This window comes from Brevundimonas pondensis, assembly GCF_017487345.1.
In the GTDB taxonomy this organism is placed as follows: domain Bacteria; phylum Pseudomonadota; class Alphaproteobacteria; order Caulobacterales; family Caulobacteraceae; genus Brevundimonas; species Brevundimonas pondensis.
Genome location: NZ_CP062006.1, coordinates 200,767 through 226,402 on the forward strand (window position 1 = coordinate 200,767; position 25,636 = coordinate 226,402).

Consider the following 25,636-nt stretch of genomic DNA (forward strand, 5'->3'; position numbering starts at 1 on the left):
CACCATAGCGCAGCGCGATGCGTTTGGCGCCTGCCCTTGACCGCAGATCGCGCCTGCGGTTCCTGAGAATCGACCTGAAACGGAGCCCGTCATGCGCATCGCAACCCTTGTCGCCCCCCTGTTTGTGGCGACGACCGCTCTCGCCGCCTGCTCGCAGCCGGTGGCCGAAAAGGCGCCCGCCGCCCCGGCCGAGGTTCGCACCCTGGCCGGGGTCGATCTGGATCAGCCGCTGCGGGTGATGGGCACGGAGCCCTTCTGGGCCGTCGAGATCACGCCTGCGGGCCTGACCTATTCGGGCGTCGACCGCCCCGAGCAAAAGGCCGCCAACCCTGGCCCGGCGTTACAGGGCGCCGTCGCCGTCTGGACCGCCGAGACCGAGGCCAAGACCCCTCTGGTCGTCACCCTGGCGGCCACCGACTGCTCCGACGGCATGAGCGACCGCACCTACCCCCTGACCGCCAGGGTCGAGATCGGCGGCGAGAGCCTGACCGGCTGCGCCGCCGCCGTCGCCGCCATCGATAAGGCGGGTGAAAGCGGACGGGTCGAGTAGGTCTCGCCTATCCCGCTCACTTCGGCGGGGGGGAGGGGATGAGTGTAAAGGGCGTTTTCTTGGCGCCAGTCTTGCTGCTGAGGCTTCAGGCCGCTTGACGCTTCCCAAAGCGGCGCTCTTTCATGGTGGCCGCATGACCCCGACGCCTGTCGATCTTCGCCCATTGACCGCCCTGCGGTTCATGGCCGCGCTGTGGGTGGTCTTCTACACCTTCTGGCCCAACCTGAACGTCGGCTTCCTGCCGAATCTGGCGGCCAAGGGCTATCTGGGCGTCGAGCTCTTCTTCGTCCTGTCGGGCTTCATCCTCAGCCACGTCTATCTCCACGCCTTCGCGGAAAAGCGGTTCTCCTATCGGGGCTTCCTGTGGGCGCGGATCGCGCGGGTCTATCCGCTGCATGTCTTCACCCTGCTGGGGGTTATGGCGCTTGGCCTGGCCGCCGTGGCCGTGGGCATGAGCATCGACGACAGTGTCCTCAGCTGGAAGACCCTGCCCGCCCACCTGCTGATGGTTCACGCCTGGGGCTTCGCCGGGGAGGCCGGCTGGAACCACCCCTCCTGGTCGATTTCGGCCGAATGGTTCGCCTACCTGGCCTTTCCCCTGTTCGCCCTGGCGGCCTGGCCGTTGCGCCGGCGTCCCTGGGTGGCGGCGGCAGGGGCGGCGGTCTTCCTGATGGGTCTGTACGCGGCGTTCGAGCGTTTCGCGGGCTTCCCCCTGACCGAGGCCACCTTCCGCTGGGGCGCATTGCGGATCGTGCCCTGTTTCGCCTACGGCTGCGCCCTCTATCTGGTCTATCGACGGGCGCCCCTTCCTCGGGCGGGGCTGCTGGCCCTGCTGGCCGCTCTCGTCATGGTCGCCTCGGCCTCAGTCATGGCCTGGGACGCGATCACGGTTCTGGCCGCCGGCCTGCTGATCCTGGCCCTGGCCTCCATCCCGGCCGGCAAGGCCGGCTGGCTGGGGTCGAAGCCGGCCGTCTACCTCGGCGAGATCAGCTATTCGGTCTACATGGTCTGCGCCCCCTGGCAGATTCTGGCGGTCAATCTGGCCGCTCGGGCGACCGGGGCGGAGGACAAGCGTCTTCACGTTCTCGTGTGGATGGGGATCATTCTGGGTCTGATCGCCGCCGCCGCCGCCACCTACCATCTGGTCGAACGCCCGGCCCGGAAGGCCCTGCGCGGAATGGCCGAACGGCGACGCCCGCCTGTGGATCACACGGCGAAACAGTCGGAAACGGTTCTTCAACCTTCGGACACTATCGTCTAAGGCTTGGTCCGCGTTTTAGTCGGGAGCACGCCAGATGATGAAACGGCTCACAGCCGCCGCGGTTGCGGCGACCCTCGGGTTCTTTGCGATCGGCCCCGCGCCGGCCAAGGCTGACGACCCTTACTGGCAGTGCGTGACCTTCGCCCGCATGTTCTCGGGCATCAACATCTTCGGCGACGCCTGGACCTGGTGGCGCCAGGCCGTCGACAAGTTCCGCACCGGCCGCGCCCCGGAAACCGGCTCGGTGCTGGTCTTCCAGCCCACCGGCCGCATGGACAAGGGCCATGTCGCCGTCGTTTCCGACATCCTGACCGACCGCGTCATCCGCGTGACCCACGCCAACTGGGGCGGCAGCCGCGGCAAGGTCGAGGAAAACGTCACCGTGGTGGACGTGTCCCCGGCCGGCGACTGGAGCCGGGTCAAGGTCTGGTACAACCCGATCAACGCCCTGGGCACCACCGTCTATCCGACCTACGGCTTTGTCTACAAAGGCGCCCGCGACGCCTTTGACAACGGTCGCCAGATGGCCGCCGCCGCCGCGAACGAGCCCCGCGCCGCCAACTGATTGTTCCGTCGCTTCCGGGCTGGCTCTTCGGGCCTGATCCGGCGATAGGTGGCGGATGACCGACGCAAATAACGACATTCGCGGCCACGCGATCGAGACCGCCAAGCACGAGCCGACCGGCATCACCTATGCTGGCTATCTGTCGCTCGACGACCTGCTGAGCGCCCAGCACCCGCGCTCGGACCAGCATGACGAGATGCTGTTCGTCATCATCCACCAGACCAAGGAACTGTGGCTCAAGCAGATCCTGCACGAGATGGCCCTGGCCCAGAGCCTGATCCGCGCCGGTGACCTGGTGCCCGCCTACAAGAGCCTGGCCCGCGTCAGCCGCATCCAGTCGGTCATGACCCAGAGCTGGGACATCCTGGCCACCATGACGCCCTCGGACTATCTGAAATTCCGCGGCGATCTGGGCGCCAGCTCCGGCTTCCAGAGCGACCAGTTCCGCCGTCTGGAGACCATGCTGGGCCTGAAGGACCCGCGCTTCCTGCGCTTCCACGTCGAACGGCCCGAGGCTCATGCGGCGCTGGAAGCCGCGATGGCCGCCCCCAGCCTCTATGACGACGCCCTGCGCCAGCTGTCGCTGGCCGGCCTGCCCGTCCCCGCCGAGGTGCTGAACCGCGACGTCAGCCAGACCTATGAGCCGTCAGAAGGCGTCGAGGCCGCCTGGTTGGAGGTCTACCGCGACACCGAGCGCTGGTGGCCGTTGTATCAACTGGCCGAGAAGCTGGTCGATCTGGACGACGCCCTGCTGACCTGGCGTCACAAGCACGTGGTGACGGTCGAGCGTATCATCGGCCGTCGTCAGGGCACCGGCGGCACCGACGGGGTGGGCTATCTGGTCGAGACGTTGAAGCGTCGGTGCTTCCCGGAACTCTGGTCGCTGCGCACGAAACTCTGATCTGGCAACCTTCGCTGCTGGCGCGGGTTTCACCTGGGTCAGCCACGGAGGTTTCTGGTGAGCAACCCCAACAGTCATGACATCAAGGTTCTGAACGGTCTGGCCGAGGGCCTGATCGACAGCGCGGACGGCTATGCCGAGGCGGCGGTCGAAACTGCGGACTTGCGCTATCGCGACCTCTTCCTGCGTCGCAGCGAGGAACGACGCCAGGTCGCGGCCGACCTGCAGACGGCGGTGCGCGGCATGGGCGGCCACCCCGAGGACGAGGGTTCGATCCTGGCCAAGGCCCAGCGCGCCTTCATGGACATCAAGCACGCCCTGATGCGGGACGAGGCCTCGGTCGTCGGCTCGATCGAGAGCGGCGAGGCGCATCTGCAGGCCCGGTTCGACCGCGCCCTCAGCGATGAGGCCCTGTCGGCCACCACCCGCGAGACCATCCGTCGGGCCCATGCCGCCGTCCGAACCGGCCAAGACGAGATGCACGTCCTGAGGCGCAGCCTCGAAGGCCGGCAGGATGCGGACAATCCATTGTATCCGCAGTAGGGCGTGAGAATCTCCCTCCCCTTCATGGGGGGCGGCTCAAGCAGTGCGGCGCGCGCTAGCGCACCAGGAATGACAAAGGCCCCGGCGTTTCCGCCGGGGCCTCAATCATGATCAGCGCAGAGCTGAAGCCTGGATTAAGCCTCGTCGCCCTTGTCGGCCGAACCGGTGACGGGCACAGCGGCGCCCTTGTTCGGACGGGCCGTCTGACGCTCGGCGATACGGGCCGACTTGCCGCGACGGTCGCGCAGGTAATAGAGCTTGGCGCGACGGACGACGCCGCGACGCTTCACTTCGATGGATTCGATGTTCGGCGACAGGATCGGGAAGCGACGCTCCACGCCTTCACCGAAGGAAATCTTGCGGACCGTGAAGGTCTCGTTGATGCCGCCGCTGTCGCGGGCGATGCAGACGCCTTCAAACGCCTGAACGCGCTCACGCTCGCCTTCCTTGATCTTCACGTTGACGCGCAGGGTGTCGCCCGGCTGGAAGTTCGGGATGGTCTTGCCTTCGAGCAGGCGGGCTTTTTCTTCGGCAGCGAGTTGCTGGACGATATTCATTCTATTCTCCTCGGGCTTTTGCGCCCTTTGCCTTTGATTTGGCGGAGCCAGGCTCCGCAGTCGTCTTTGCAAGATGCGCCGCCCAGAGGTCCGGACGCCGTTCCCGCGTAGTCTCTTCCCGCTGCGCCTCTCGCCATTGCGCGATCTTCTTGTGATCGCCTGACAGCAGCACCTCGGGAATGTCGTGCCCCTCGAACGTCCGCGGTCGCGTGTATTGCGGGTGTTCCAGAAGACCGTCCTCAAAGCTCTCGGACGACAGGCTTTCAGCCGCGCCGAGAACACCGGGGACCAGTCGTACGCACGCCTCGATCGCCACCATGGCCGCCGCCTCGCCACCGGCGAGGACCGCGTTTCCGACGGAAATCTCCTCGAACCCTCGGGCGTCGAGCACCCGCTGGTCCACCCCCTCGAAACGACCGCAAAGCACGACGATTCCGTCGGCCTTGGCCCATTCCTTCACTCGCGCCTGCGTCAGGGGTCGACCGCGTGCGCTCATGTACAAAAGCGGCCGAGGCGGGCCTTCCAGACTATCCAAAGCCCGAGCCACCACGTCCGCTTTCAGCACCTGACCAGGACCGCCACCCGCGGGGGTGTCGTCCAGGAAGCCGCGCTTATCTTCGGAAAACGCGCGAATGTCCAGCGTCTGCAGGTCCCACAGCCCCTTCTCGCGCCAGGCGGTGCCGATCAGCGACACGCCGAGCGGCCCGGGAAAGGCCTCGGGGAACATGGTCAGGACGGTGGCGGTAAAGGGCATGGCGGCCCTTTACCGCTCAAACGCCCCAAACGCGAGCCTCAGGCGACCGGCTTGCCGCCGCCCGCCGCGATCCAGGCGTTGACCTGATCGGCCAGCACGTCCAGCGGCACCGAGCCGGAGCCGAGGACCACGGCGTGGAAGTCCTTGATGTCGAACCTGTCGCCCAGCGTCGCCTCGGCCTTGGCGCGCAGCTCCTCGATCTTCAACTCGCCGATCTTGTAGCTGGTCGCCTGGCCGGGGTTGGTGATGTAGCGCTCGACCTCCTTGCCGATGTCGCGTTCCGACAGCAGCGAGTTCTGGCGGAAATAGTCCATCGCCTGTTCGCGGCTCCAGCGCTTGGCGTGCAGGCCGGTGTCGGTGACCAGACGCACCGCGCGCCACAGTTCGGTCGAGAGGCGGCCGAAGTCGGAATAGGGGTCCTGATAGAAGCCCATCTCCTTGCCCAGTTGTTCGGCGTACAGGCCCCAGCCCTCGGCGTAGGCGCCGTAGCCGCCGAAGCGGCGGAAGCGCGGCAGGCCCTCGATCTCCTGGGCGTAGGCGATCTGGAAGTGATGGCCCGGCGCGCCCTCATGATAGCTGATGCCCTCGATCTGGGGCTTCAGCACCTGGGTCATGTCCGACAGGTTGACGTAGTAGATGCCGGGACGCGAACCGTCGGGCGCAGGGGCGTTATAGAAGGCGATCGAGGCCGTCGCTTCACGGAACGGCTCGACAGCGCGGACCTCCAGCGCGGCCTTGGGCAGGTTGGAGAACCACTGCGGCGCCACCGCCATCACCTGGGCGATGAAGGCGCGGGCGTCGGTCAGATACTGCTCCTTGCCTTCCGGCGTGTTCGGATATTGGAAGCGCGGATCGGTCTTCAGGAAGGCGAAGAAGTCCTGCAACGAGCCCTCAAATCCGACCCTGGTCTTGATGACCTCCATCTCGCGCTGGATGCGAGCCACCTCGTCCAGACCGATCTGGTGAATCTGGTCGGCGGTCAGGTCGGTCGTGGTCGAGAGCTGCAGGCGAGCGTTGTAGTAGGCCTCGCCATTCGGCAGCCGCCAGACGCCCGCGTCGCTGTCGGCCAGCGGCCGGACCTCGGTCAGGGCGTTCAGGACATTGTCGAAGCCGCGCTTGTAGGGACCGGTCAGGGCGGCGCGGGCCGAGGCCAGCAGCCGGTCCTTGGTCGCCTGATCGGTATCCAGCGCGGCGACCTTTTTCTGGAAGTCGGCCCAGACAGGGTTGTCCGCGCCGCCGTCGAAGGGCGCGCCGGTGATGACGTTGCGGGTGTTCTCGATCGAGGGCTCGAAGACGAAGCGCGGCGAGACCACGCCCTCGGCGGCGCGCGCCTTCAGCGTCGTCGCCACCTGGCCCATGTAGCGCTCGGCCTCGGTGATGCGCGAGACATAGGCCTCGGCGTCCGAGACGCTGCTGATACGATGGTTGTTGATCAGGAAGACCGGCAGGCTGGTGGTCGGGTTGCCGTTGGCGGCGAACTGGAAATTCCAGTCGCGCCACTGGTTTGACAGGCGCGCCTGCTGCACCCCGTATTCGAACAGGCGCCAGGACATCCTGCTCTGATTGCTGAGCTTCGACGAATCGAAGTCGGCCTTCATCTGCGCCAGTTGCGCCTCTTGCAGCGCCAAAGAGCGCGCGGCGGCGGCGTCGGAGACGTCGTCCAGCTTGTCGTAGTCGGTCTTGAGGCCCAGCGACGTCATCTGCTGCGGGCTGAGCGCGATCCGTTCCTGGAAGGCCTGCTCGAAGAAGGCGTTGAGGCGCGCATCCTCGCTTTGCGCCTGCGACGAGGCGGCGACAGGTGCGACGGTCTGGGCCATGGCGGCGGGCGCCACGGCGCAAAGCGCCAGAACGGCGACGGACGAAATCAGAAAACGACGCATGAAACCCCCTCGGAACTGCGAGGCGGCACTGTTCCCCCTCACGGCGTCGGGCGCAAGTCGCCGGACGCCGCAGGGAGAGAGGCGTCAGGCGCCGCGCAGGTCGGTGATGGTGCGGCCCGGCGCGATCTGCTCGGCGTCGGTGATGAGGTGGATCAACGCCGGACGACCGCCCGCCGCCGCTTCCCGCGCCGCCGCCAGAGCCGCCGGGAAGTCCGCTGTCGCCTCGCAGCGCACGGCGAAGGCGTCGAAGGCCTCGGCGTATTTGACGAAATCGGGGTTCTTCAGTTCGGTGGCGATGACGCGGGCGGGGTATTCCCGCTCCTGGTGCATGCGGATGGTGCCGAAGGTGCCGTTGTCCACGACCACCACGATGACGCCGAGGCCGTACTGGGCGGCGGTGGCCATCTCGTTGGCGCTCATCATGAAGTCGCCGTCGCCCGCGATGCAGACCACTTCGCGCGACGGATGGACCACCTTGGCCCCCAGCGCCGCCGGATAGCCGTAGCCCATGGCGCCCGAGGTCGGGGCCAACTGGGTGCGACGGGCCTGATGGCGATGGAAGCGGTGCAGCCAGGCGGCGAAATTGCCCGCGCCATTGGTCAGGATGGCATCCTCGGGCAGGACCTCGGCCAGATGGGCGATGACCTCGCTCATGTTCACCGCGCTCTTCACCTCGATGGGCGAGGAGAAGGTCATGAAATCGGCGTGGGCGGTCGCGCCCTGCTCGTTCCAGGTCCGGCCCGGATCGATGGCCGACAGGGCCAGGGCCGCCAGGGAATTGTCGGAGGCGGCGGCCAGGGCGGGCGCCCAGACGCGGCCCAGTTCTTCCGCCCCCGGATGGATATGGATCAGGGTCTCGGCGGTCTTCGCGCGATCCAGCAGGGTGTAGCCCTGGGTCGGGTTCTCCCCCATGCGGGCGCCGATCACCAGCAGCAGGTCGGCGTCCTTGACCCGTGCGACCAGTTTCGGGTTCGGGCCGAGGCCGAGGTCGCCCGCATAGCCCGGATGATCGTTGCGGATCAGATCCTTGCGACGGAAAGACAGGGCGACGGGCAGGCCCAGCCGCTCGGCCCAACCGGAGATGGCGTCAGTGGCGGCGTCGGTCCAGCCCGAGCCGCCGAGGATCAGCATGGGGCGCTCGGCCTTGGCCAGACGCGCCTTCACCTGCTCCACGAAGGCCGGGTCCAGCGCGGCCTTGGCGGCGACCACGGGCCGCACCGGGGCAGGGCCGCCGGCGTCATGCAGGATGTTCTCGGGCAGGGCCACGACCACCGGGCCCATGCGGCCCTGCAGGGCCGTGGCGAAGGCGCGCTCGACCACCTCGACGGTGCGTTCCGGGCTTTCGATCTCGGTCGCCCACTTGGCCAGTCCGCCGAAGACCTCGCGGTAGTCGACCTCCTGGAAGGCGCCGCGGCCCCGGTCGCTCAGGGCGATCTGGCCGACGAACAGGATCATCGGCGTGGAGTCCTGATGCGCCGTGTGCACGCCGATCGAGGCGTGGGTCGCGCCCGGTCCGCGCGTGACCATGCAGACGCCCGGCTTGCCGGTCAGCTTGCCATAGGCCTCGGCCATGTTGGCGGCGCCGGCCTCGTGGCGGCACACGATGACCTCAATCTTGTCGCGCACGTCGGCCAGGGCGTCGAGCACGGCGAGATAGCTCTCGCCCGGCACACAGAAGACCTTGTCGACCCCGTTCATCACGAGGGTGTCGACCAGACGGCGGGCGGCGGTGTCGGGAGCTTGCGTCATGGTTTCGCCGTTAGCAGATTGAAGGATGAATTGGCCATGCAACCTTGTGGCCAAGCTTCACGTTGAAGCGCTCAATCGCCTTTTCTCGGGGAAATCTCCATGCGCAAGCTCATCGCTCTCGGCGTCATCGCCGCCGCCCTGGCCACCGCCGCCTGCAACACCGTCGCCGGCGTCGGCCGCGATCTGGAAGCCGCAGGTCAGGCCGTGACCTCCAGCTCCAACTCGGCCCGCAACTAAGGGCCGCGCCGTCGGCGGGTTTGCGATCGTTTGCGATCCCGCCACAAAAGCGTAGCCTCGTTCCCTCAGACTGCCGGCTTCAACTCGGAGAACGACCATGGGACTTCTGGATAATGTGCTCGGCGGCCTCGGCGACGACGCTGCGGGCGGCCTCTCCGACCTGCTGAAGGGTCAGGGCGGCGTCGGGGGTCTGGTCGAGAAGTTCGGCCAGAACGGCCTGGGCGACGTCGCGGCCTCATGGATCGGCAAGGGCGGCAACGCCGGGATTTCGGCCGAGCAGATCGCCTCGGTGCTCGGCTCCGGCCCCATCGCCGACTTCGCCGCCAAACTGGGCATTTCACCTGAACAGGCCAGCGAGACCCTCGCCGGCCTGCTGCCTGAAGCCGTCGACCGTCTGACCCCGAATGGTTCGGCCGAGGGCGCCGACGACCTGCTGGGCGGCCTGCTGAACAATCTGCCGGGCGGCATCGGCGGCGCCCTGGGCGGTCTGTTCAAGCGCTAGGCTTCAGGCCTCGGTCTCATAGGTGACGCCCGTCAGATAGAGACCGTCTGACGGCGCCACCGGACCGCATTGCGCGCGGTCCTTGGCGGCCAGGGCGTCCGCCAGATCAGATACGCTCCAGCGGCCCAGACCGACCTCGGCCAGACTGCCGGCCATCGAGCGCACCTGACGGTGCAGGAAGCTGCGCGCCTCGAACACCAGATGCACTTCTTCGCCGACACGGCTGACGCGCGCCACGTCCAGAGTCTTGACCGGACTGGCCGACTGGCACTGGGCGTCGCGGAAGGTGGTGAAGTCGTGCAGGCCGATCAGGGCCTGCGCCGCCGCATGCATGGCCTCGGCGTCCAGCGGCTTCTTGACGTGCCAGACCCGGCCCCGGTCCAACGCCGGACGGCCGGGACGGTTGAGGATGCGATACAGATATTTGCGCCCATTGGCGGTGAAGCGGGCGTGCCAGTCGTCGCTGACCGGGGCGCAGTCCAGCACCGCCACCGCCTCGTGCATCAGATGGGCGTTCAGGGCGTTCATCACCGTCCGCGCCGGCCACTCCTTGTCCAGATCGACATGGCAGGTCTGGCCCGTGGCGTGGACGCCGGTGTCGGTGCGCCCGGCGGCGGCGATGCGCACGGTCTGGCCGGAAAAGGCCGTCACCGCCGTCTCGATCGCGCCCTGCACCGTCGGCTGGCCTGCCTGGGCTTGAAAGCCGTTGTAAGCTGATCCGTCGTACTCGACCGTGAAGCGGTAGCGGGGCATCAGCCGAGCTGGGTTCCGGCTGGAACCGGGAAGCCGCGCAGCATTTCATCCGCCGACTGCGCGGCCTTGCCGGGGCGCTGCACGCGGGGCAGGCGCACCGCGCCGGTTCCGCAGGCCACCGTCAAGGCGTCGTCCAGCACCTGTCCGGGCTCGCCTTCGCCCTCGGCCAGCGCCGACATCAGCGCCTTGATCCGCACCGGCTCGCCCTCGGCCTCGACCTCGAACCAGGCGCCGGGGAAGGGCGACAGGCCGCGGATGTGGGCGTCCACCTCGGCGGCGGAACGGGTCCAGTCGATGCGGGCCTCGGCGGGGGTGATCTTCTTGGCGTAGGTCGCTTCGCCCGTTTGCTCGGTCTCGGTGAAGCCGCCGCGCTCGATGGCGGCCAGGGCCCGGGGCCACAGGGCGGCGCCCAGATGCGCCATGCGCTCGGTCAACGAAGCGGCGGTGTCGTCGGGATAGATGTCCATGACCTCGGACAGGATGATCGCGCCCTCGTCCAGGCCCTCGCTCATTCGCATGATCTGGGCGCCGGTCTGACGGTCGCCGGCCATGATGGCGCGCTGGATCGGGGCGGCCCCACGCCAGCGCGGCAGCAGCGAACCGTGCAGGTTGAAGCAGCCCAGACGGGGCGCCTCCAGCACCTCGGGCTTGAGGATCTGGCCGTAGGCGACGACGCAGGCGGCGTCGAGATCCAGGCTGCGGAAGGTGTCGATGGCCTCCGGCGACTTCATGCTCTCGGGCGTGAAGACCGGCAGGCCCATGGCCTCGGCGAAGGCGTGAACCGGCGACGGCGTCAGCTTCTGACCCCGGCCCTTGGGGCGCGGCGGCTGCGAATAGACGGCGACGATCTCGTGTCCCGAGGCGATCAGCTCGGCCAGTGACGGCACGGCGAAGTCGGGAGTTCCCATGAAGGCTAGGCGCATGGCCACGCCTTTAGACCGTGGGGCGGATTACATCCAGCGCGTATAGACGCCGCCGCCCTCGTCCCACTCGCCGCCCGCATCCAGGGCGTCGTCGAAATCGAGCAGACGGTCCAGCAGCAGACCCGCCACCACGCCGACGGCGGCGACGGCGACAATGGTGGCCAGGCTGGCCGCGCCCACCTTCTGGTTGCGGGTCAGGCGGCGACGGCCGCGCGGGTCGATGATCGTGGTCTTGCGGGCCATCAGGCGGCGAGCCTTGCGTTCTTCTTGACCTTGGCGACGGCGCGTTCGCGACGCAGGCGCGACAGGTGGTCGATGAACAGGACGCCGTTCAGGTGATCCAGTTCGTGCTGGAAGCAGACGGCGTAGAGACCCTCGATCTCTTCCTCGATCTGCTGGCCCGAGTAATCCAGATAGCGGACGCGGATGCGGGCCGGACGCTCGACGGCGTCGTAATAGTCGGGCACCGACAGGCAGCCTTCTTCGTAGGCGTACATCTCGTCCGAGGCCCAGATCACCTCCGGATTGACGAAGAAGCGCGGGTTGCGACGGGCCAGTTGCAGGTCCTCGCTTTCCTCGGCCTCGGGGTCTTCCGACGCGCCCTCGACCGGCTTGTCGCCCAGGTCCATGACCACGACGCGCTTCAGCTCGCCGATCTGTGCGGCGGCCAGGCCGATGCCCGGCGCGGCGTACATGGTCTCCAGCATGTCGTCCATGAGGGCGCGCAGCGCGTCGGTCACGCCGCCCTCGACGGGGGGAGAGACGGCCTTGAGGATCGCCAGGTCGGCGGCGTTATCGATGGTGAGGATGCGACGAATAGCCATGGCCCGCAGGTAGGGTGCGAAGCCTCGAACGTCAAGAATTACCGAGTGCGGCGCTTGGTCTTGTCCCGGCGCCGCACCCGTATGCGAAGAGGCTCACACCGCCGGCAGGGCGCGCGGCTTGCGGTCGGAATCGATGGCGACATAGGTGAAGACGCCCTCGGTCACGCGCACCGACTGGGCCTCGGGCTGACCGCGCGAGCGCTTCCACGCCTCGACGTGGACGCGGATCGAGGTGCGGCCGGCGTGGACGACTCGAGCGTAGATCGACACCTCGTCGCCGACGGAGACCGGCTGGTGGAAGACCATGCCGTCCAGGGCCACGGTGGCGCAGCGGCCGTTGGCGCGCTCGAAGGCCGGGGTGGCGCCCGCAAGGTCCATCTGGGCCAGCAGCCACCCGCCGAAGATGTCGCCTTCGGGGTTGGTGTCGGCGGGCATGGCGATGACGCGGCCCACGGGCTGGCCTTCGGGAAGCTGGGCGGGGATTTTGTCGACGTCGGTCATCGGGGCCTTGGAAGTCTTGGGGAGGAGAACCTTCCCATGCGCCTCGGGATGGGCTGCATCAAGGCCACGCGCCTATCCGCGCGGCCGTAACCGATCCATCAGGCCCTGAAGCCCCTGTCGTTCCGCCACGGGCGAACGCCACAACTCGCCCGCCCGCGCCCGCTCGCGCGCGGCGTCGAACAGACGCTGCATCGTGGCGGTGTCGAAACTCAGCATGCCGCCCTGGTCTGGCGCGTCGGGGATGGAGGCGACGCTGATCGGCAAGCCCTGCGCCGCGCAGAAGGTCGTCGCCGTCCCCAGAGCCTGCCGATAGGAAAACCGCAGCATGGCGTCGAAGCTGCGGGTCAGCACCGCCGCCACATTCGGCGCCGTGGTGCGCGGCTCGGGCTCCAGCACCATATTGACCAGGACATGCACCCGTCCGCGATGCAGCCGTCGCCCCAGCCGGTTCCAGCGCAGCAGGCCTTCAGGCATCAGGAACAGGGGCGCAGCGACCCCGCCGTCCACGTGCATCTCTTCAAACTTGTCGCCGTCGACCTCGCAAGGGAAACGGCGCGGGGGGAACAGGCCTGGCAGGCTGGCGGAGGCGGCCAGAACCTCGCGGAACAGATCCACGGCCTTCACGCCGCCATGCGAAGCGATGGCCCCCATGTCCCAGATGCACGATCGCTGGCTGTCCAGATCGGTCGTCGCCACCAGCAGGCGCCGGCCGCGCGCGTGCTCGGCGGCCACGGCGTCGATCAAAGCCTCGTCGACGAAGGGATGGATCAGGGCGTCCAGGGCCTCGCCGCGGAACAGACCCCCGGTGAAACTGGAGGCCAGTTGGCGCAGGCTCAACAGGTCGGCGGCGTGACCGCCGACATAGGCGTCGGCCAGACGCTCGTCCCAGTCCGGTCCCAGGAAGGCGAAGGGCGCGATCAGGGCGCCGGTGCTGACCCCTGTGACCAGGGCGAACTCGGGCCTCAGTCCGGCTTCCGTCAGGCCGACCAGCGCCCCCGCGCCATAGGCCCCGCCCGCTGCGCCGCCAGAGATGGCGAGCATGTCGAACCGCCCGGAGACCCAGCCCGAGCGGGGCAATGACAGCCGGTCCGCCGCCGCCTCCAGCGAGGTCTCGGCCTGCTCAATGCTCAACCGGATGTCGGCAAAGCCCGCTATCCGTCCCTTGCCGGACGGCGGTGCTGGCAATCGCCCCTTGGGCAGGCGTCGGACGGGAAGGACGGGTTCGCTCACACAGGCTTCATCGGATGCGGCGTCGCTCTGGTCAAATAACGAGGCCCGAACCTGTCGCCGCACCCCAAAGGTAACCGGTTTCCATATGTTCTGAATAATCATACTAATCGTGCTCAAGGGCGGTGTCGCCCCATGGATCGTGAGCCAATCGCGGCATCAGGCAGGAGTGGAAATGCCTTCGAACCCCGTGGCGCTGTCGCGCCGTCGTTTGCTGATGGCTTCGGCCGCGGCCGCCGGTCTGGCCGCCTCGCCGCCCGTGGTTCAGGCCCAGGCCTTCGCGCCCCTGCCGCGCACCGGCGATGAAGGCGAGCTCAAGCTCTGGTATCGCAACCCGGCTGAGGCCTGGGTCGAGGCCCTGCCCGTCGGCAATGGGCGGCTGGGGGCCATGATCTTCGGCGGCGTGGCGCGAGAACGCCTGCAACTGAACGAGGACACCCTGTGGGCCGGCGGCCCCTATGATCCGTCCAGCCCCGAAGCCCTCAAGGTCCTGCCCGAGGTTCGGCGGCTGATCTTCGACGGCCGCTATCCCGAGGCCCAGAATCTGGCCCAGGCAGGGATGATGGCCAGGCCCATCCGGCAGATGTCCTATCAGACCATCGGCGACCTGATGCTGAGCTTCGGGGTGTCCTCGGCCTCCAGCGGCTATCGCCGTGATCTCGATCTGGACCAGGCGATCGCCACTACGGAATACCGCCAGGACGGCGTCGCCTATCGCCGCGAGGTGTTCGCGTCACGGCCCGACGACGTGGTGGTGATGCGTCTGAGCGCCGACCGACCGGGCGCCTTGAGTTTTGAAGCGGCCTTCGAGACGCCCCAGGCCGCCGACGCCGCCGTGCATGACGGCGACCTGATCCTGAGCGGCCGCAACGGCTCGCAGTTCGACGTGCCTGCCGCCCTCACATTCGAGACCCGCGTCCGGGTGATCACGCGTGGCGGCCTGACCCGGGCGGACGGCAAGGCCTTGAGGGTCGAAGGCGCGGACGAGGTCCTGTTGCTCGTCGCCGCCGCCACCAGCCATGTCGGCCCCAGGGACGTCAGCGGCGACCCGCGGGCCCGAACCCTGGCGACCTTGCAACAGGTTACGCCCGACTTCGACCAGTTGAAGGCTCGTCACCTGGCCGACTATCAGCCTCTGTTCCGGCGCGTCAGCTTCGCCGTCGGCGCGACCGAGGCGGCCCTGCAACCCACCGATCAGCGCGTATCGAAATCCCAGACCCTGGACGACCCGGCCCTGGCCGCCCTCTATTTCCAGTACGGGCGCTATCTGCTGCTGTCCTGCTCGCGACCGGGAACGCAGCCCGCCAATCTTCAGGGGTTGTGGAACGACAAGACCAGTCCGCCCTGGGGGTCGAAATACACGATCAACATCAACACCGAGATGAACTACTGGCCCGCTGAGCCCCTGGCCATGCAGGAGTGCGTCGAACCCCTGATCACCATGGTCAGGCAGATGGCCGAGACCGGGGCCGTCACCGCCCGCGTCAACTATGGCGCGCGGGGTTGGGTCTGCCATCACAACACCGACCTGTGGCGCGCCACGGCCCCCATCGACGGCGCCCGGTTCGGCCTGTGGCCCATGGGCGGCGCCTGGCTGTGCGAGCACCTGTGGGACCACTACGACTATGGTCGAGACAAGGCCTATCTGGCCGAGGTCTATCCGGTGATGAAGGGGGCGGCGCAGTTCTTCCTCGACACCCTGGTCGACCATCCGGACGGCTCGGGCCTGGTCACCTGTCCGTCCCTGTCTCCCGAAAACCTGCATCCGTTCGGGGCTTCGGTCTGCGCCGGTCCCGCCATGGACAGCCAGATCCTGCGCGACCTGTTCGCCCATGTGGCCGAGGCCTCGCAGATCCTGCGCAAGGACGCCGCCTTCCGCCGCGAAGTGCTGGCCGCCCGCGCCCGCCTGCCCGCCGACCGTATCGGCAAGGCCGGCCAGCTTCAGGAATGGCTGCAGGACTGGGACATGGAGGCGCCCGAGCCGCACCACCGCCATGTCTCCCATCTCTATGGTCTCTTCCCCAGCTGGCAGATGTCGCGGCGCGACACGCCCGATCTGGCCCGCGCGGCGCGAAAGTCGCTGGAGCTGCGCGGCGACCTGTCTACCGGCTGGGCCATCGGCTGGCGCATCAACCTGTGGGCGCGGTTGGGGGAGGGCGACCGCACCCATGATGTGCTCAAGCTGTTGCTGAGCCCCGAGCGCACCTATCCTAACCTGTTCGACGCCCACCCGCCCTTCCAGATTGACGGCAATTTCGGGGGGACCAACGGCATGGCCGAGATGATCGTCCAGTCACGGCCTGGAGAGATTGAACTTCTGCCCGCCCTGCCTTCGGCCTGGCCGCGCGGCTGGTTGAAAGGCGTTCGTGCGCGCGGCGGCTTGACGCTGGATGTCGAATGGGACGCGGGACGCCCGACACGCATCCGTCTCCGTGGCCCTGTCGGCGCCGAGACCCGCCTCCGTTTTGCTTCTATCGTGCAGGGCGGGCGAGTCCCGGCAAGCGGCGAGCTTGTGGCGACGTTCTGAGTTCAGTCAGGATGGCAGGGAAGAAGATGGCGCACCCGACAGGATTCGAACCTGTGACCTCTGCCTTCGGAGGGCAGCACTCTATCCAGCTGAGCTACGGGTGCGTCTGCGGCTCTAGAGCCGGACGGCGGTGCTTACAGCATGGGCCGGGCCGCCTCAATCCCTGAATCTCGACGGCACGCCTTCTTGGGCGCGGCTTGGCTCAAGAGCCGCGAAGGCCTAGCCTCGCGGTCGGAGAGAGGGAGTTTCCATGCGCGTTTCCACCATCGCCGCCCTGACGGCCGCCGCCCTTCTGACCGCCTGCGCCAGCGCGCCGAAACCTGCGGCGGACAGCCTGGACATGGTGGGGCGCGACTATGTCGCCCTGACGCTGGAGATCGGCGAACGCGAGCCAGGCTATGTCGACGCCTATTACGGCCCGGCGGAATGGGCTGAGGCGGCCAAGGCCCATCCGCGTGGCCTGCCCCAACTGGCCGAAGGCGCCGCCGCCCTGAGCCGACGACTGGAGGCCCTGCCCACCGCCGGTCTGGACGCCCAGAGCCGGCAACGTCGCGCCTATCTGTCGGCCCACGTCTCGGCGGCCTCGGCGCGGCTGCGGATGCTGCAGGGCGAGAAAATGAGCTTCGCCGACGAGGCCGAGGCCCTGTTCGGCGTGCGGCCGGAGCTGCGGCCCCTGTCGTCCTATGATCCCGTGCTGGCGCGCATCGACGCCCTGGTCCCCGGCGAAGGACCGCTGGCCGACCGGGTCGCCGCCTTCCGCGCCCGCTACGTCATTCCCAAGGATCGGTTGGAGCCGGTGATGCGGGCCGCCATCAACGAGTGCAAGGCGCGCACCGAGCGGCACATGACCCTGCCCGCCAACGAGACCTTCACCCTGGAGTTCGTCAACAACAAGCCATGGTCGGGCTACAACTGGTACAAGGGGAACGCCTTCAGCCTGATCCAGGTGAACACCGACCTGCCCATTTTCATCGACCGCGCCGTCGATCTGGGCTGCCACGAGGGCTATCCCGGCCACCACGTCTACAACGCCCTGCTGGAACAGACCTTCGTGAAGCAGAAGGGCTGGGTCGAGATGAGCGTCTATCCCCTGTTCAGCCCTATGTCCTTCATCGCCGAGGGCAGCGCCAACTACGGCATCGACCTGGCCTTCCCCGGTCATGAGCGCACCGATTTCGAGAAGCGCGTCCTCTATCCCCTGGCCGGGCTGGACCCCGCGACAGCCGAAGCCCAGACGCAGCTTTTGGCCCTGACGCGTGAATTGGCGCGGGCGGAATACACCGTGGCCGACGCCTATCTGGCCGGTCGGATCGACCGCGAGACGGCGCTGGACCAACTGCAGAAATACAGCCTGGTGGCGCGCGACCGGGCCAACCAGCGCCTCACCTTCATCGAGACCTACCGCTCCTACATCATCAACTACGGGCTGGGTCGCGACATGGTGCAGGCCTGGGTCGAAGATCAGGGGCCGGATCATTGGGCCACGACCGAGCGGCTGCTGGCCAGCCAGACCCTTCCGGTCGATCTGGACTAGCGCCGCCAGGCAACCCCCTTCGCGCAATTGCGTTTACCGCCAAGGTTCAACGCAAGAAGGGGGACATCCCATGCGCATCCGTATCCTGACGATCGCCGCCGCCTCGGCCCTGGCGCTCGGCGCCGCCGCCTGCACCCAGGCCGAGCAGAACAAGGCCGAGGCCAATGTCGATGCGGCGGGCGACAAGGCGGCCGAGGTCGCGGCCCAGACTGGCGAAGTGGTCGAGTCCGGCGCCATGAAGGCGGCTCAGGCTGTCGAGGAAGGCGCCGGCAAGGTCGCTGACAAGCTGGAAGACAAGCAGGCTCAGGCCGCCGCCGAAGGCCGCCCCGGCGCCGTCGATCCAGCCACGGACACCCGCGTTCCGGCCAAGAACTGACCGAAAGGCCTTCCCCTTTTCCGCATCAGGGAAGGGGGGACCATTCGCGGCGGACGCCCGCATCCTCCTCACGCGCCAGCCCTATGTCGCGCAGCTGCGAGAATCGGGCGGGGGACAGCCGCGACAGGGCCCACGCCGCCGCCCCGCGCACCACGGGCGCCGGATCGTCCAGCAGGGCCTCGACCGGGGCGATCAGTTCGGCGTCGTCGGAGTTCCCCGCCGCATAGAGGACGTTGCGGATGAACCGGTCCCGCCCGATGCGCTTGACCGGGCTCTTGGTGAACAGGGCGCGAAACGCCGTATCGTCCAGCGCCAGCAGGTCGGCCAGCCTCGGCCCCTTCAGGGCGTCGCGGGCGTGCAGACGGGCTTCCGACGCCCCTTGCGCGAACTTGTTCCACGGACAGGCGCCCAGACAGTCGTCGCAGCCATAGATGCGCGGCCCCGCCGCGATGCGGAACTCGATCGGCCAGGGCTCGGCATACTCGATGGTCAGATAGGACAGGCAGCGCCGCGCATCGATCTGGAAGGGCGCAGGAAAGGCGTTCGTCGGGCAGGCGTCCAGGCAGGCGGTGCAGCGGCCGCAATGCTCGGTCTCCGGCTCATCCGGTTCGATCTCGGCGGCGGTCAGGATGACGCCGAGGAAGAGCCAATTGCCGTGGGTGCGGCTCAGCAGATTGGTGTGCTTGCCCTGCCAGCCCAGACCGGCGCGCTGGGCCAGGGGCTTCTCCATCAGGGGAGCGGTGTCGACGAAGACCTTCACGTCTTGCCCCAACCGGGCGGCCATCTGTCCGGCCAGGATCTTCAGCCGCCCCTTGATGACCTCGTGATAGTCGTCGCCGCGCGCATAGACGGAGATATAGCCCGCCGACCTGTCCTGTAGTTCCGGCAGGGGATCGGCCTCGGGGCCGTAGTTCATGCCCAGGACGATGGCGGTCTTCGCCCCGTCCCACATGGCGGTGGGGTGGGCGCGGCGCTCCAGCGTCGTCTCCATCCAGCCCATGTCGCCGTGACGCCCGGCCTCGACGAAGTGGGCCAGCTTCTCGCCCGCGCTCCAGGGTTCGCTGGCCGAGGCGAAGCGGCACACGCCGAAGCCCAGCTCGGCGGCGCGTTGTCGGATGAAGATGCGGGGATCGGCCGCCATGACGGGGCCTTTGCCCCTGTTAGCCTCAGAAGTCGAGGTCGGCGTACCAGGTGGCCGGATGGACGCCTGGGAAACGGTCGCTCAACAGCGTCCGGAAACAGGGGCGCGACTTCAGCTTGGAGTACCAGGTCTTCAGCGACGGATAGGAGGCCCAGGTGATCTCGCCGAAATAGTCCAGCACCGACAGGTGGCCCGCCGCGATCAGATCGGCCTGGCTGAGCCGGCGCCCGGCCAGCCATTCGCGCCCGGCGGCCAGACCTTCCAGCATGGCCAGATGAACGCGCAGGGCGTCGCGGCCCTCGCGCAGCATCCGCGCCTCGGGCGGGCCGAGGCGCAGCAGGGGCTTCTCCATCCGCTCGTGCAGCAGGACAGCGTCCACCTCGTCGATGAAACGGCGGTTGAACCAGGTCGCCAGGCGCCGCGCCTCGGCGCGCTCGCCGATGTCGGCGGGCATCAGGACGTCGCCCTTGGAGCGGTCCTCGATCCAGCCGAGGATGGCGTCGGTTTCGCACAGGGTCAGGGTCTTGCCCTTTTCCGTCACCGTCAGAACCGGGGGCATGCCGGAGGGATTGAGGTCGAAGAGCGGGCAGTCCTCTTCCCACGGCTTGACCAGTTCTTCGCCGAAATCGACGCGCGCCTCGCCCAGCGCCAGACGCGCCGTGCGCGAGCCGGGGTGGAAGGCGAAATGATAGAGGACGGCGGGCGCGGACATTGCTCCACCCATGCGCCCGTGCTCGTTAAGGCTCCGTTTACCGCGACGCCCGGTCGCAGGTCAGGACCAGGGGCCTGATTGGTTCGGCTGCGGCTCGACGGCGTCGTCGGACGACGTTGCATGGACTTCCGCACGGCCGCGCGGGTCGGCGTGGATCAGGATGTCGGCGTGGGGGAAGGCGGCCTGGATGCGTTGCTCGGCCTCGACCACGATGGCGTGGGCCGCCTCCAGCGTCAGCTGCGGATCCAGATCGACGTGCATCTGCACCATCAGCACCTGCCCGGCCATGCGGGTGCGAAGTTGGTGCAGACCAGAGATACGGGGATCGGACAGGACGGCGGCGGTGATGGCGACCCGGTCCTCCTCGGGCCCTGCATGATCCAGCAGATGGTCTGCCGATTCGCGCAACAACGAGATGGCTCCCCAGAACAGCCAGACCGCCACGACCAGACCGGCCGCCGCGTCCAGCCCCGGCGCGCCCAGATAGGCGCCCGAGATCACCCCGATCAGCACCACCACATTGGCGGCCAGGTCGGCGGCGTAATGGGCGCGGTCGCCGGCCACGGCCAGGGAGGCGGTTTTCTTCAAGGCCTGTGTCTGCATCCAAACCAGCCAAAGGGTGACGGCGATGGAGACCACGACCACCCCGACGGCCCAGCCGCCCGCCACGACCGGCCGGGGATCGAAGATGCGCTGCACCGCCTCCCAGCCGATGAAGACGGCCGAGGCGAAGATCAGCCCCGCCTGCACAAGGCCCGCCAGGGCCTCGGCCTTGCCGTGACCATAGCGATGCTCGGGGTCGGCGGGAGCGGCCGCCCAGCGGACGGCGAAGAAGGTGGCCAGCGACGCGATCAGGTCCAGCGAGGAATCCGCCAGGGTCGCCAGGATCGACACCGAGCCCGAGGCGCCGAGCGCAAAGGCCTTCATCACAATCAGGATGGTGGCCGTCCCCACCGACAGGGTGGTGATCCGGCGGGTCGTAGCGTGAGCGTCGTCGAGGGTGGAGGCGGTCATCCCCGCCCTTGTCGCGCAAAACCGCGCATCCGCCAATGGCGGCGTCTTGTCCGGGGCGCTAAGGAGAAGGCGTGCCCGGCGCGGACGAACCGTCGCCGGTCGAGACGGAGTTTCCATGGCGGACTGGCTGACGGCGATCCTTTTGGGTCTGGTCGAGGGATTGACCGAGTTCATTCCGGTGTCGTCCACCGGGCACCTGCTGCTGCTGGGGCATTTCCTCGGCTTCGAAAGCACCGGTAAGACGTTCGAGATCGTCATCCAGCTGGGCGCCCTGCTGGCCATCATCAGCGTCTATTTCAAGCGGCTGTGGACCCTGGCGACGCGCTGGCCCTTCGATCCGGCGGCGCGGCGGTTTCTGATCGGTCTGATCGTGGCCTTCCTGCCGGCGGCGGTGATCGGCTTCTTCGCCTACGGCTTCATCAAGACGGTGCTGTTCGAGACGCCGCTGGTCATCTGCATCGCCCTGATCGTCGGAGGTCTGCTGCTGCTGTGGCTGGATCGGGTGGACAAGTTCCCGGTCTATCTGGACGCGGACCGCTATCCGATGCGGATCTATTTCCTGATCGGCCTGTTCCAGTGCCTGGCCATGATCCCCGGCGTGTCGCGCTCGGGCGCCACCATCGCGGGCGGCCTGTTGCTGAAGACCGACAAGCGCTCGGCCGCCGAGTTCAGCTTCTTCCTGGCCCTGCCGACCATGGGGGCGGCGGTGGCCTATGACCTGTTCAAGAACCGCGACGTGCTGGACTTCAGCGACTTCGGCCTGATCGCGGTGGGTTTCGTCGCCGCCTTCCTGACGGCTCTGGTGGTGGTGCGCTTCCTGCTGGACTTCGTGTCGAAGCGCGGTTTCGGCCCCTTCGCCTGGTGGCGGATCGTGGTGGGCGTGGCGGGCATCGTCGGACTGGCGGTGACGGGCGCGCTGTAAGCCCCCCTGCATTGCAGCCAAGAAAAACCCCTCGGGACACGGGTCCCGAGGGGTTTTTCTTGGCTAGGCCGATCTCAGGCGGCGGCGGGGCTTTCGGCGTACTGACCGCCGACGCGGTAGCGGAACAGGTAACCCGGCGCGATGGCTTCCAGGCCGGTGGGCTCGACGCCCAGCGCGGCCAGACCCTCGGCGCTCGGCGAGACGACGTTGTCGCTCTCCAGCAGCAGGACCTGATCCTTCGTCAGGGCCGGCTTCAGGCCGATCGCCGCGGGGATCTGCGCCAGCGACCCCAGGATGCGGGCGGCGAAGAAGGGCACGGGGACCAGGAAGCGGTCGCGGTTGGTTTCGCGCAGGATGAACTTGAGGATGTCCTCGAAGGTCCAGACCGACGGCCCGCCCAGTTCGAAGGTCTTGCCCTCGGCTTCCGGGGCGACGGTGGCGCGGGCCACGGCCTCAGCCACGTCGCCGACATAGACCGGCTGGAACTTCGTCACGCCGCCGCCGATCAGCGGCAGGGCGGGCGACCAGGTCGCCATGGCGGCGAACTTGTTCAGGAAGGCGTCGTCCGAACCGAAGATGACCGAGGGGCGGATGACCACGGCGCCGGGGAAGGCGGCGCGCACGGCGGCCTCGGCGGCGCCCTTGGTGCGGGCGTAGGCGGCCTTGCCGTTCACGTCGGCGCCCAGGGCCGACATGTGGGTCAGGCGCTGGACGCCCGCGGCCTTGGCGGCCTCGGCGACATTGACGGCGCCTTGGACATGCAGGGCCTCGAACTTGCGGCCGCCGGTTTCGAACAGGATGCCGACCAGGTTGATCACGGCGTCGGCGCCCTTGATCGCCTCGGCGACGGCGGCCTTGTCGGTGATGTCGCAACGGACGGTCTGGATCTGGCCGACGTCGCCGGCCATGCGCAGTTCATAGGCGAGCGCAGGCTTGCGCACGGCGACGCGCACGCGCCAGCCGCGCTTGGCCAGGGCTCGCACCACCTGGGTTCCGACAAAGCCCGAGCCGCCGAAAACGGTGACCAGTCCGGGGGCGAAATCAGCCATCTGAGCGCTCCAACGCCAAACCCGGCCGCAGGCGGGCGACCGGAGAAGAATTCCATGGGCGGGGCTTAACCGATGCGCCGCCCCGCCGCAACGCACAGGGCCGGGAGAAGGGCCTTAGTCGGCGCGATAGACCACCTGTCCGTCCACCACGGTCAGAACCGCATGGCCCTTGGGAATGTCGGCGGCGGGCACGGTCATCAGATCGATATTGAAGGCGCTGAAGTCCGCCCGCTTGCCGACCTCGATGGTGCCCAGCTCCTTCTCGCGGAAGCTGGCGTAGGCGGGCCACAGGGTGAACATCTTCAGCGCCGTCGCCCGATCCACGGCCTCGTTGGGGCGCCAGTCCGGCCCCTGGAAGCCGTTCAGGTCGCGCCGCGCCACGGCGGCGTAGAACTCGATCAGGGGATCGCCGCGCTCGACCGGGGCGTCCGAGCCGCCCACCACGATGACGCCGCGATCCACCAGGGTATGCCAGGCGTAGGCCCCGTCCAGCCGCGCGTCGCCTAGACGGTCGGCGGCGAAATGCAGGTCGCCGATGGCGTGGCTGGGCTGCATCGAGGCGATGATCGGCAGCTCGTCGAAGTAGTGATAGTCGGCGGGTCGGATGATCTGGGCGTGTTCGATGCGCCAGCGCGGGTCGGCCAGCTTCCACTCCGATTTCGGCACGGACCGCAGGGCCTCCTCGTACCAGGCGGCGACGTCGTGATTGCCCTGGTCGCCGATGGCGTGGGTGGCGATCTGGATGCCGGTGCGCAGGGCCTCCTGATACAGGGGCATGACCGCCTCGCGCGACGCCAGCATCAGGCCGGACGTGTCGGGGCGGTCCGAATAGGGCTCGAACAGCTTGGCCCCGCGCGAACCCAGGGCGCCGTCGGCGTAGAACTTGATCGCCCGGGTGATGATGCGCCCGTCGCCCGCGTCGCGCGGCCCGCTGGCCATCAGGGCGCGGGCGTCGCCCATGTCGATGCTGTTATAGACCCGCAACGGCGCCTCGCCGTCGCGCGCCATCGCCTCCATCAGCGGCACGTCCTTCCAAGGCGCGCTCATGAAGTGGACGCCGGTCCAGCCGTAGCGGGCGTAGACGTCAAAGCCCGCGCGATAGGCCGCGCGCGTCGCCGCCGCGTCGGCCTGCGGCGTCAGCGGCTCGACCAGCACCATGGCCCCGTCGACCAATAGGCCGGTCGGCTGGCCGTTCGTGTCTTTCAGGATCTCGCCGCCCGAGGGGGCGGGCGTCGTCGCATCGACCTTGGCGGCGCTCAGCGCGGCGCTGGAGACCGCGACCGCATGGCCGTCGGCGCGGCTCAGCAAGACCACCCGGCCCGGCGCGGCGGCGTCCAGATCGGCGGCGGTCAAGAAGCGTTTCTCGGGCCAGTGGGTTTCGATCCAGCCGCGCCCGATGATGACGCCCTCGGGGTGAACTCTGGCCCAGTCGCTCAGTCTCTGCATGGCCTCGACGACCGAGGCCGAGCCTTCCAGGTTCAGCGTCATCTCGCGCCAGCCTATGCCGTCCAGATGGGCGTGGCCGTCGGTGAAGCCGGGGAAGAGGGTCGCGCCCTTCAGGTCGATGACCTGCATGTCGGCGGGGCCCGCCACTGCCGTTTCAGCGCCCACTGACATGATCCTTCCGTCACGGACGACCACCTGCTCGGCGGTCGGCTGGGCCGGGTCGCCCGTGTAGATGGTCCCGCCATGGATCAGCAGGTTCTGGGCGAAGGCGGCGGGCGCGGCGGCGACCATCAGGCCTGCAGCCAGCGGAAGGGCCTTCATCAGGGGGCGGATCATGGGCGTCCTCCAACGGCAACGCAGAACATGGACGAAATGTCGCTCATGGACATTCAGTCGTCGTGAGCCTGAACGAGCCAACCTTCTTGTGTCAGCTCCGACAGATGACTTCGGGGCGTCTTGAGCATCGCTTCGCCGAGGTCGGACTGATCATCGACTATGTGGTGGATGTGCACCGGTCGCATCGTGGCGCCCTCAGGAGAATGATCATATTCCCCGCATGTGAGTTGCCACATGCCGTCAGAGTGATGAACGATCAGACGAATTGGGCGATCCGAGGCTATGACGTGGTCACAGGCCAGGACTAAAGGCGACGTTTCGTCCGTCATGTTTTCTCCCCAAACGCGCTGTGCGCCGTGCCGTCCAGAGAGCTTGCTGCAGAGCTTGGCGTCAAGCGATCCTGCGCGCATCATCGCCGTATGAAGCTATTCACCATCGGCTATGAAGGCTCCACCCAGCCCCAGGTCATCGACCGGCTGAAGGCGGCGGACGTCGAGCTGGTCGCCGACGTGCGCGCCGTGGCCTCGTCCCGCATCGCGGGCTTCTCCAAGACGGTGCTGGGCGAGAGCCTGAAGGCCGAGGGGCTGGACTATCTGCAACTGCGGGCGCTGGGGACGCCCAAGGCCGGGCGCGATGCGGCGCGTAAGGGCGACGTGGCGACCATGCACGCCATCTTCAACGCCCACATGCAGGAACCCGACGCCGAGGCCGCCTTCCAGCAGCTGCGTCATGTGGCGGGGGAGAAACGCATCGCCCTGCTGTGTTTCGAGGCCGAGGCCTGCGGCTGCCACCGGGCCGTCCTCGCTGACAGGCTGGCCCGCGAGGACGGCGTCGAGGTGGTGAACCTCTAGG

The 25,636-nt window shown here is 68.0% G+C and carries 28 protein-coding genes and 1 tRNA gene; 12 read left to right on the forward strand and 17 right to left on the reverse strand.

Going from position 1 to position 25,636, the window contains the following annotated elements; all coding sequences use genetic code 11:
• Positions 1-91: 91 nt before the first annotated feature.
• The 5 genes from IFE19_RS01055 (at position 92) to IFE19_RS01075 (ending at position 3,820) form a co-directional block, all read left to right on the forward strand.
• Positions 92-550: a COG3650 family protein gene (locus tag IFE19_RS01055; RefSeq protein ID WP_207824942.1), complete on the forward strand. Its 459-nt coding sequence runs from the start codon at positions 92-94 to the stop codon at positions 548-550.
• A gap of 133 nt (positions 551-683) precedes the next feature.
• Positions 684-1,811: an acyltransferase family protein gene (locus IFE19_RS01060; protein WP_207824943.1), complete on the forward strand. Its 1,128-nt coding sequence runs from the start codon at positions 684-686 to the stop codon at positions 1,809-1,811.
• 34 nt (positions 1,812-1,845) lie between these two features.
• On the forward strand, positions 1,846-2,376 hold the full coding sequence (locus IFE19_RS01065; RefSeq protein WP_207824945.1) for a CHAP domain-containing protein: 531 nt from the start codon (positions 1,846-1,848) through the stop codon (positions 2,374-2,376).
• Between the two features lie 55 nt (positions 2,377-2,431).
• Positions 2,432-3,277 carry a tryptophan 2,3-dioxygenase gene (locus tag IFE19_RS01070; RefSeq protein ID WP_225910342.1) on the forward strand — a complete coding sequence of 282 codons (846 nt, stop codon included), beginning with the start codon at positions 2,432-2,434 and terminating at the stop codon, positions 3,275-3,277.
• Positions 3,278-3,334: 57 nt separating this feature from the next.
• Complete coding sequence (locus tag IFE19_RS01075; protein WP_207824947.1) at positions 3,335-3,820, forward strand: PA2169 family four-helix-bundle protein; 486 nt, start codon at positions 3,335-3,337, stop codon at positions 3,818-3,820.
• 134 nt (positions 3,821-3,954) lie between these two features.
• Here IFE19_RS01075 and rplS read toward each other — a convergent pair whose 3' ends face one another.
• From rplS to IFE19_RS01095, 4 genes are all read right to left on the reverse strand, one after another.
• Positions 3,955-4,377, reverse strand: coding sequence for a 50S ribosomal protein L19 (rplS, locus tag IFE19_RS01080; RefSeq protein WP_207824949.1), 423 nt, complete (start codon positions 4,375-4,377; stop codon positions 3,955-3,957).
• Between the two features lies 1 nt (position 4,378).
• Positions 4,379-5,131, reverse strand: coding sequence for a tRNA (guanosine(37)-N1)-methyltransferase TrmD (trmD, locus tag IFE19_RS01085; RefSeq protein WP_207824951.1), 753 nt, complete (start codon positions 5,129-5,131; stop codon positions 4,379-4,381).
• Between the two features lie 38 nt (positions 5,132-5,169).
• A complete protein-coding gene (locus tag IFE19_RS01090; protein ID WP_207824953.1) occupies positions 5,170-7,011 on the reverse strand; it encodes a DUF885 domain-containing protein in 1,842 nt (613 codons plus the stop codon).
• 84 nt (positions 7,012-7,095) lie between these two features.
• The gene (locus IFE19_RS01095; RefSeq protein ID WP_207824955.1) at positions 7,096-8,760 is read right to left on the reverse strand and encodes a thiamine pyrophosphate-binding protein; all 1,665 of its coding nucleotides are present in this window, start codon (positions 8,758-8,760) and stop codon (positions 7,096-7,098) included.
• 99 nt (positions 8,761-8,859) lie between these two features.
• On the opposite strand from IFE19_RS01095, the gene IFE19_RS01100 reads away from it, so the two are divergent.
• Both IFE19_RS01100 and IFE19_RS01105 read left to right on the forward strand, forming a co-directional pair.
• Positions 8,860-8,997 carry an entericidin A/B family lipoprotein gene (locus IFE19_RS01100; protein ID WP_207824957.1) on the forward strand — a complete coding sequence of 46 codons (138 nt, stop codon included), beginning with the start codon at positions 8,860-8,862 and terminating at the stop codon, positions 8,995-8,997.
• Positions 8,998-9,094: 97 nt separating this feature from the next.
• The gene (locus IFE19_RS01105) at positions 9,095-9,499 is read left to right on the forward strand and encodes a YidB family protein (protein WP_207824958.1); all 405 of its coding nucleotides are present in this window, start codon (positions 9,095-9,097) and stop codon (positions 9,497-9,499) included.
• A gap of 3 nt (positions 9,500-9,502) precedes the next feature.
• Here the strand turns inward: IFE19_RS01105 and truA are convergent, their stop codons facing one another.
• From truA to IFE19_RS01135, 6 genes are all read right to left on the reverse strand, one after another.
• Positions 9,503-10,252, reverse strand: a complete 750-nt coding sequence (truA, locus tag IFE19_RS01110) for a tRNA pseudouridine(38-40) synthase TruA (RefSeq protein ID WP_207824964.1) — start codon at positions 10,250-10,252, stop codon at positions 9,503-9,505.
• The gene (fmt, locus tag IFE19_RS01115; RefSeq protein WP_207824966.1) at positions 10,252-11,175 is read right to left on the reverse strand and encodes a methionyl-tRNA formyltransferase; all 924 of its coding nucleotides are present in this window, start codon (positions 11,173-11,175) and stop codon (positions 10,252-10,254) included. The genes truA and fmt overlap by 1 nt, the downstream gene beginning before the upstream one ends.
• A 27-nt stretch (positions 11,176-11,202) precedes the next feature.
• On the reverse strand, positions 11,203-11,418 hold the full coding sequence (locus tag IFE19_RS01120; RefSeq protein ID WP_105563730.1) for a hypothetical protein: 216 nt from the start codon (positions 11,416-11,418) through the stop codon (positions 11,203-11,205).
• Positions 11,418-11,999, reverse strand: coding sequence for a peptide deformylase (locus tag IFE19_RS01125; protein ID WP_207824969.1), 582 nt, complete (start codon positions 11,997-11,999; stop codon positions 11,418-11,420). Before IFE19_RS01125 ends, IFE19_RS01120 begins: the two co-directional genes overlap by 1 nt.
• A 93-nt stretch (positions 12,000-12,092) precedes the next feature.
• On the reverse strand, positions 12,093-12,500 hold the full coding sequence (locus IFE19_RS01130) for an acyl-CoA thioesterase (RefSeq protein WP_207824971.1): 408 nt from the start codon (positions 12,498-12,500) through the stop codon (positions 12,093-12,095).
• A 72-nt stretch (positions 12,501-12,572) separates the two neighbouring features.
• The gene (locus IFE19_RS01135) at positions 12,573-13,730 is read right to left on the reverse strand and encodes a patatin-like phospholipase family protein (RefSeq protein WP_225910343.1); all 1,158 of its coding nucleotides are present in this window, start codon (positions 13,728-13,730) and stop codon (positions 12,573-12,575) included.
• Between the two features lie 172 nt (positions 13,731-13,902).
• Between IFE19_RS01135 and IFE19_RS01140 the strand changes: the two genes are divergently transcribed.
• Positions 13,903-16,254 carry a glycoside hydrolase family 95 protein gene (locus tag IFE19_RS01140; protein ID WP_225910344.1) on the forward strand — a complete coding sequence of 784 codons (2,352 nt, stop codon included), beginning with the start codon at positions 13,903-13,905 and terminating at the stop codon, positions 16,252-16,254.
• Between the two features lie 27 nt (positions 16,255-16,281).
• On the opposite strand, the gene IFE19_RS01145 is transcribed toward IFE19_RS01140, so the two are convergent.
• Positions 16,282-16,358: transfer RNA gene (locus tag IFE19_RS01145), tRNA-Arg, on the reverse strand.
• 146 nt (positions 16,359-16,504) lie between these two features.
• Between IFE19_RS01145 and IFE19_RS01150 the strand changes: the two genes are divergently transcribed.
• Complete coding sequence (locus tag IFE19_RS01150) at positions 16,505-17,788, forward strand: hypothetical protein (protein ID WP_207824974.1); 1,284 nt, start codon at positions 16,505-16,507, stop codon at positions 17,786-17,788.
• A 70-nt stretch (positions 17,789-17,858) separates the two neighbouring features.
• Positions 17,859-18,164, forward strand: a complete 306-nt coding sequence (locus IFE19_RS01155; protein WP_207824976.1) for a hypothetical protein — start codon at positions 17,859-17,861, stop codon at positions 18,162-18,164.
• 25 nt (positions 18,165-18,189) lie between these two features.
• Here the strand turns inward: IFE19_RS01155 and queG are convergent, their stop codons facing one another.
• The 3 genes from queG to IFE19_RS01170 are packed head-to-tail and all read right to left on the reverse strand — an operon-like array spanning position 18,190 to position 21,031.
• Positions 18,190-19,305, reverse strand: coding sequence for a tRNA epoxyqueuosine(34) reductase QueG (queG, locus tag IFE19_RS01160; protein WP_207824978.1), 1,116 nt, complete (start codon positions 19,303-19,305; stop codon positions 18,190-18,192).
• Between the two features lie 25 nt (positions 19,306-19,330).
• Positions 19,331-20,017 (reverse strand): FtsZ-binding protein FzlA, encoded by a 687-nt coding sequence (gene fzlA / locus IFE19_RS01165; RefSeq protein ID WP_207824980.1) that lies wholly within the window; start codon positions 20,015-20,017, stop codon positions 19,331-19,333.
• 60 nt (positions 20,018-20,077) lie between these two features.
• Entirely contained in the window at positions 20,078-21,031 is a 954-nt protein-coding gene (locus tag IFE19_RS01170) for a cation diffusion facilitator family transporter (RefSeq protein ID WP_207824982.1), read from the reverse strand.
• Between the two features lie 115 nt (positions 21,032-21,146).
• Here IFE19_RS01170 and IFE19_RS01175 point away from each other — a divergent pair, with 115 nt between their 5' ends.
• Entirely contained in the window at positions 21,147-21,953 is an 807-nt protein-coding gene (locus tag IFE19_RS01175) for an undecaprenyl-diphosphate phosphatase (RefSeq protein ID WP_207824984.1), read from the forward strand.
• A gap of 74 nt (positions 21,954-22,027) precedes the next feature.
• Here the strand turns inward: IFE19_RS01175 and IFE19_RS01180 are convergent, their stop codons facing one another.
• The 3 genes from IFE19_RS01180 to IFE19_RS01190 form a co-directional block, all read right to left on the reverse strand.
• Positions 22,028-23,002, reverse strand: coding sequence for a complex I NDUFA9 subunit family protein (locus tag IFE19_RS01180; protein ID WP_207824986.1), 975 nt, complete (start codon positions 23,000-23,002; stop codon positions 22,028-22,030).
• A gap of 114 nt (positions 23,003-23,116) precedes the next feature.
• Entirely contained in the window at positions 23,117-24,784 is a 1,668-nt protein-coding gene (locus IFE19_RS01185; protein WP_207824988.1) for an amidohydrolase, read from the reverse strand.
• Positions 24,785-24,837: 53 nt separating this feature from the next.
• Positions 24,838-25,113, reverse strand: coding sequence for a hypothetical protein (locus IFE19_RS01190; RefSeq protein ID WP_207824990.1), 276 nt, complete (start codon positions 25,111-25,113; stop codon positions 24,838-24,840).
• A gap of 90 nt (positions 25,114-25,203) precedes the next feature.
• On the opposite strand from IFE19_RS01190, the gene IFE19_RS01195 reads away from it, so the two are divergent.
• Positions 25,204-25,635 carry a DUF488 domain-containing protein gene (locus IFE19_RS01195; RefSeq protein WP_207824991.1) on the forward strand — a complete coding sequence of 144 codons (432 nt, stop codon included), beginning with the start codon at positions 25,204-25,206 and terminating at the stop codon, positions 25,633-25,635.
• Position 25,636: the final 1 nt, after the last annotated feature.

Bases quoted from the DNA above. Each gene is read 5' to 3' on its own strand.
- IFE19_RS01055 (WP_207824942.1), top strand. From the start codon at position 92: ATGCGCATCGCAACCCTTGTCGCCCCCCTGTTTGTGGCGACGACCGCT.
- IFE19_RS01060 (WP_207824943.1), top strand. From the start codon at position 684: ATGACCCCGACGCCTGTCGATCTTCGCCCATTGACCGCCCTGCGGTTC.
- IFE19_RS01065 (WP_207824945.1), top strand. From the start codon at position 1,846: ATGATGAAACGGCTCACAGCCGCCGCGGTTGCGGCGACCCTCGGGTTC.
- IFE19_RS01070 (WP_225910342.1), top strand. From the start codon at position 2,432: ATGACCGACGCAAATAACGACATTCGCGGCCACGCGATCGAGACCGCC.
- rplS (WP_207824949.1), bottom strand. From the start codon at position 4,377: ATGAATATCGTCCAGCAACTCGCTGCCGAAGAAAAAGCCCGCCTGCTC.
- trmD (WP_207824951.1), bottom strand. From the start codon at position 5,131: ATGCCCTTTACCGCCACCGTCCTGACCATGTTCCCCGAGGCCTTTCCC.
- IFE19_RS01090 (WP_207824953.1), bottom strand. From the start codon at position 7,011: ATGCGTCGTTTTCTGATTTCGTCCGTCGCCGTTCTGGCGCTTTGCGCC.
- IFE19_RS01095 (WP_207824955.1), bottom strand. From the start codon at position 8,760: ATGACGCAAGCTCCCGACACCGCCGCCCGCCGTCTGGTCGACACCCTC.
- IFE19_RS01100 (WP_207824957.1), top strand. From the start codon at position 8,860: ATGCGCAAGCTCATCGCTCTCGGCGTCATCGCCGCCGCCCTGGCCACC.
- IFE19_RS01105 (WP_207824958.1), top strand. From the start codon at position 9,095: ATGGGACTTCTGGATAATGTGCTCGGCGGCCTCGGCGACGACGCTGCG.
- truA (WP_207824964.1), bottom strand. From the start codon at position 10,252: ATGCCCCGCTACCGCTTCACGGTCGAGTACGACGGATCAGCTTACAAC.
- fmt (WP_207824966.1), bottom strand. From the start codon at position 11,175: ATGCGCCTAGCCTTCATGGGAACTCCCGACTTCGCCGTGCCGTCACTG.
- IFE19_RS01120 (WP_105563730.1), bottom strand. From the start codon at position 11,418: ATGGCCCGCAAGACCACGATCATCGACCCGCGCGGCCGTCGCCGCCTG.
- IFE19_RS01125 (WP_207824969.1), bottom strand. From the start codon at position 11,999: ATGGCTATTCGTCGCATCCTCACCATCGATAACGCCGCCGACCTGGCG.
- IFE19_RS01130 (WP_207824971.1), bottom strand. From the start codon at position 12,500: ATGACCGACGTCGACAAAATCCCCGCCCAGCTTCCCGAAGGCCAGCCC.
- IFE19_RS01140 (WP_225910344.1), top strand. From the start codon at position 13,903: ATGCCTTCGAACCCCGTGGCGCTGTCGCGCCGTCGTTTGCTGATGGCT.
- IFE19_RS01150 (WP_207824974.1), top strand. From the start codon at position 16,505: ATGCGCGTTTCCACCATCGCCGCCCTGACGGCCGCCGCCCTTCTGACC.
- IFE19_RS01155 (WP_207824976.1), top strand. From the start codon at position 17,859: ATGCGCATCCGTATCCTGACGATCGCCGCCGCCTCGGCCCTGGCGCTC.
- queG (WP_207824978.1), bottom strand. From the start codon at position 19,305: ATGGCGGCCGATCCCCGCATCTTCATCCGACAACGCGCCGCCGAGCTG.
- fzlA (WP_207824980.1), bottom strand. From the start codon at position 20,017: ATGTCCGCGCCCGCCGTCCTCTATCATTTCGCCTTCCACCCCGGCTCG.
- IFE19_RS01170 (WP_207824982.1), bottom strand. From the start codon at position 21,031: ATGACCGCCTCCACCCTCGACGACGCTCACGCTACGACCCGCCGGATC.
- IFE19_RS01175 (WP_207824984.1), top strand. From the start codon at position 21,147: ATGGCGGACTGGCTGACGGCGATCCTTTTGGGTCTGGTCGAGGGATTG.
- IFE19_RS01180 (WP_207824986.1), bottom strand. From the start codon at position 23,002: ATGGCTGATTTCGCCCCCGGACTGGTCACCGTTTTCGGCGGCTCGGGC.
- IFE19_RS01185 (WP_207824988.1), bottom strand. From the start codon at position 24,784: ATGATCCGCCCCCTGATGAAGGCCCTTCCGCTGGCTGCAGGCCTGATG.
- IFE19_RS01190 (WP_207824990.1), bottom strand. From the start codon at position 25,113: ATGACGGACGAAACGTCGCCTTTAGTCCTGGCCTGTGACCACGTCATA.
- IFE19_RS01195 (WP_207824991.1), top strand. From the start codon at position 25,204: ATGAAGCTATTCACCATCGGCTATGAAGGCTCCACCCAGCCCCAGGTC.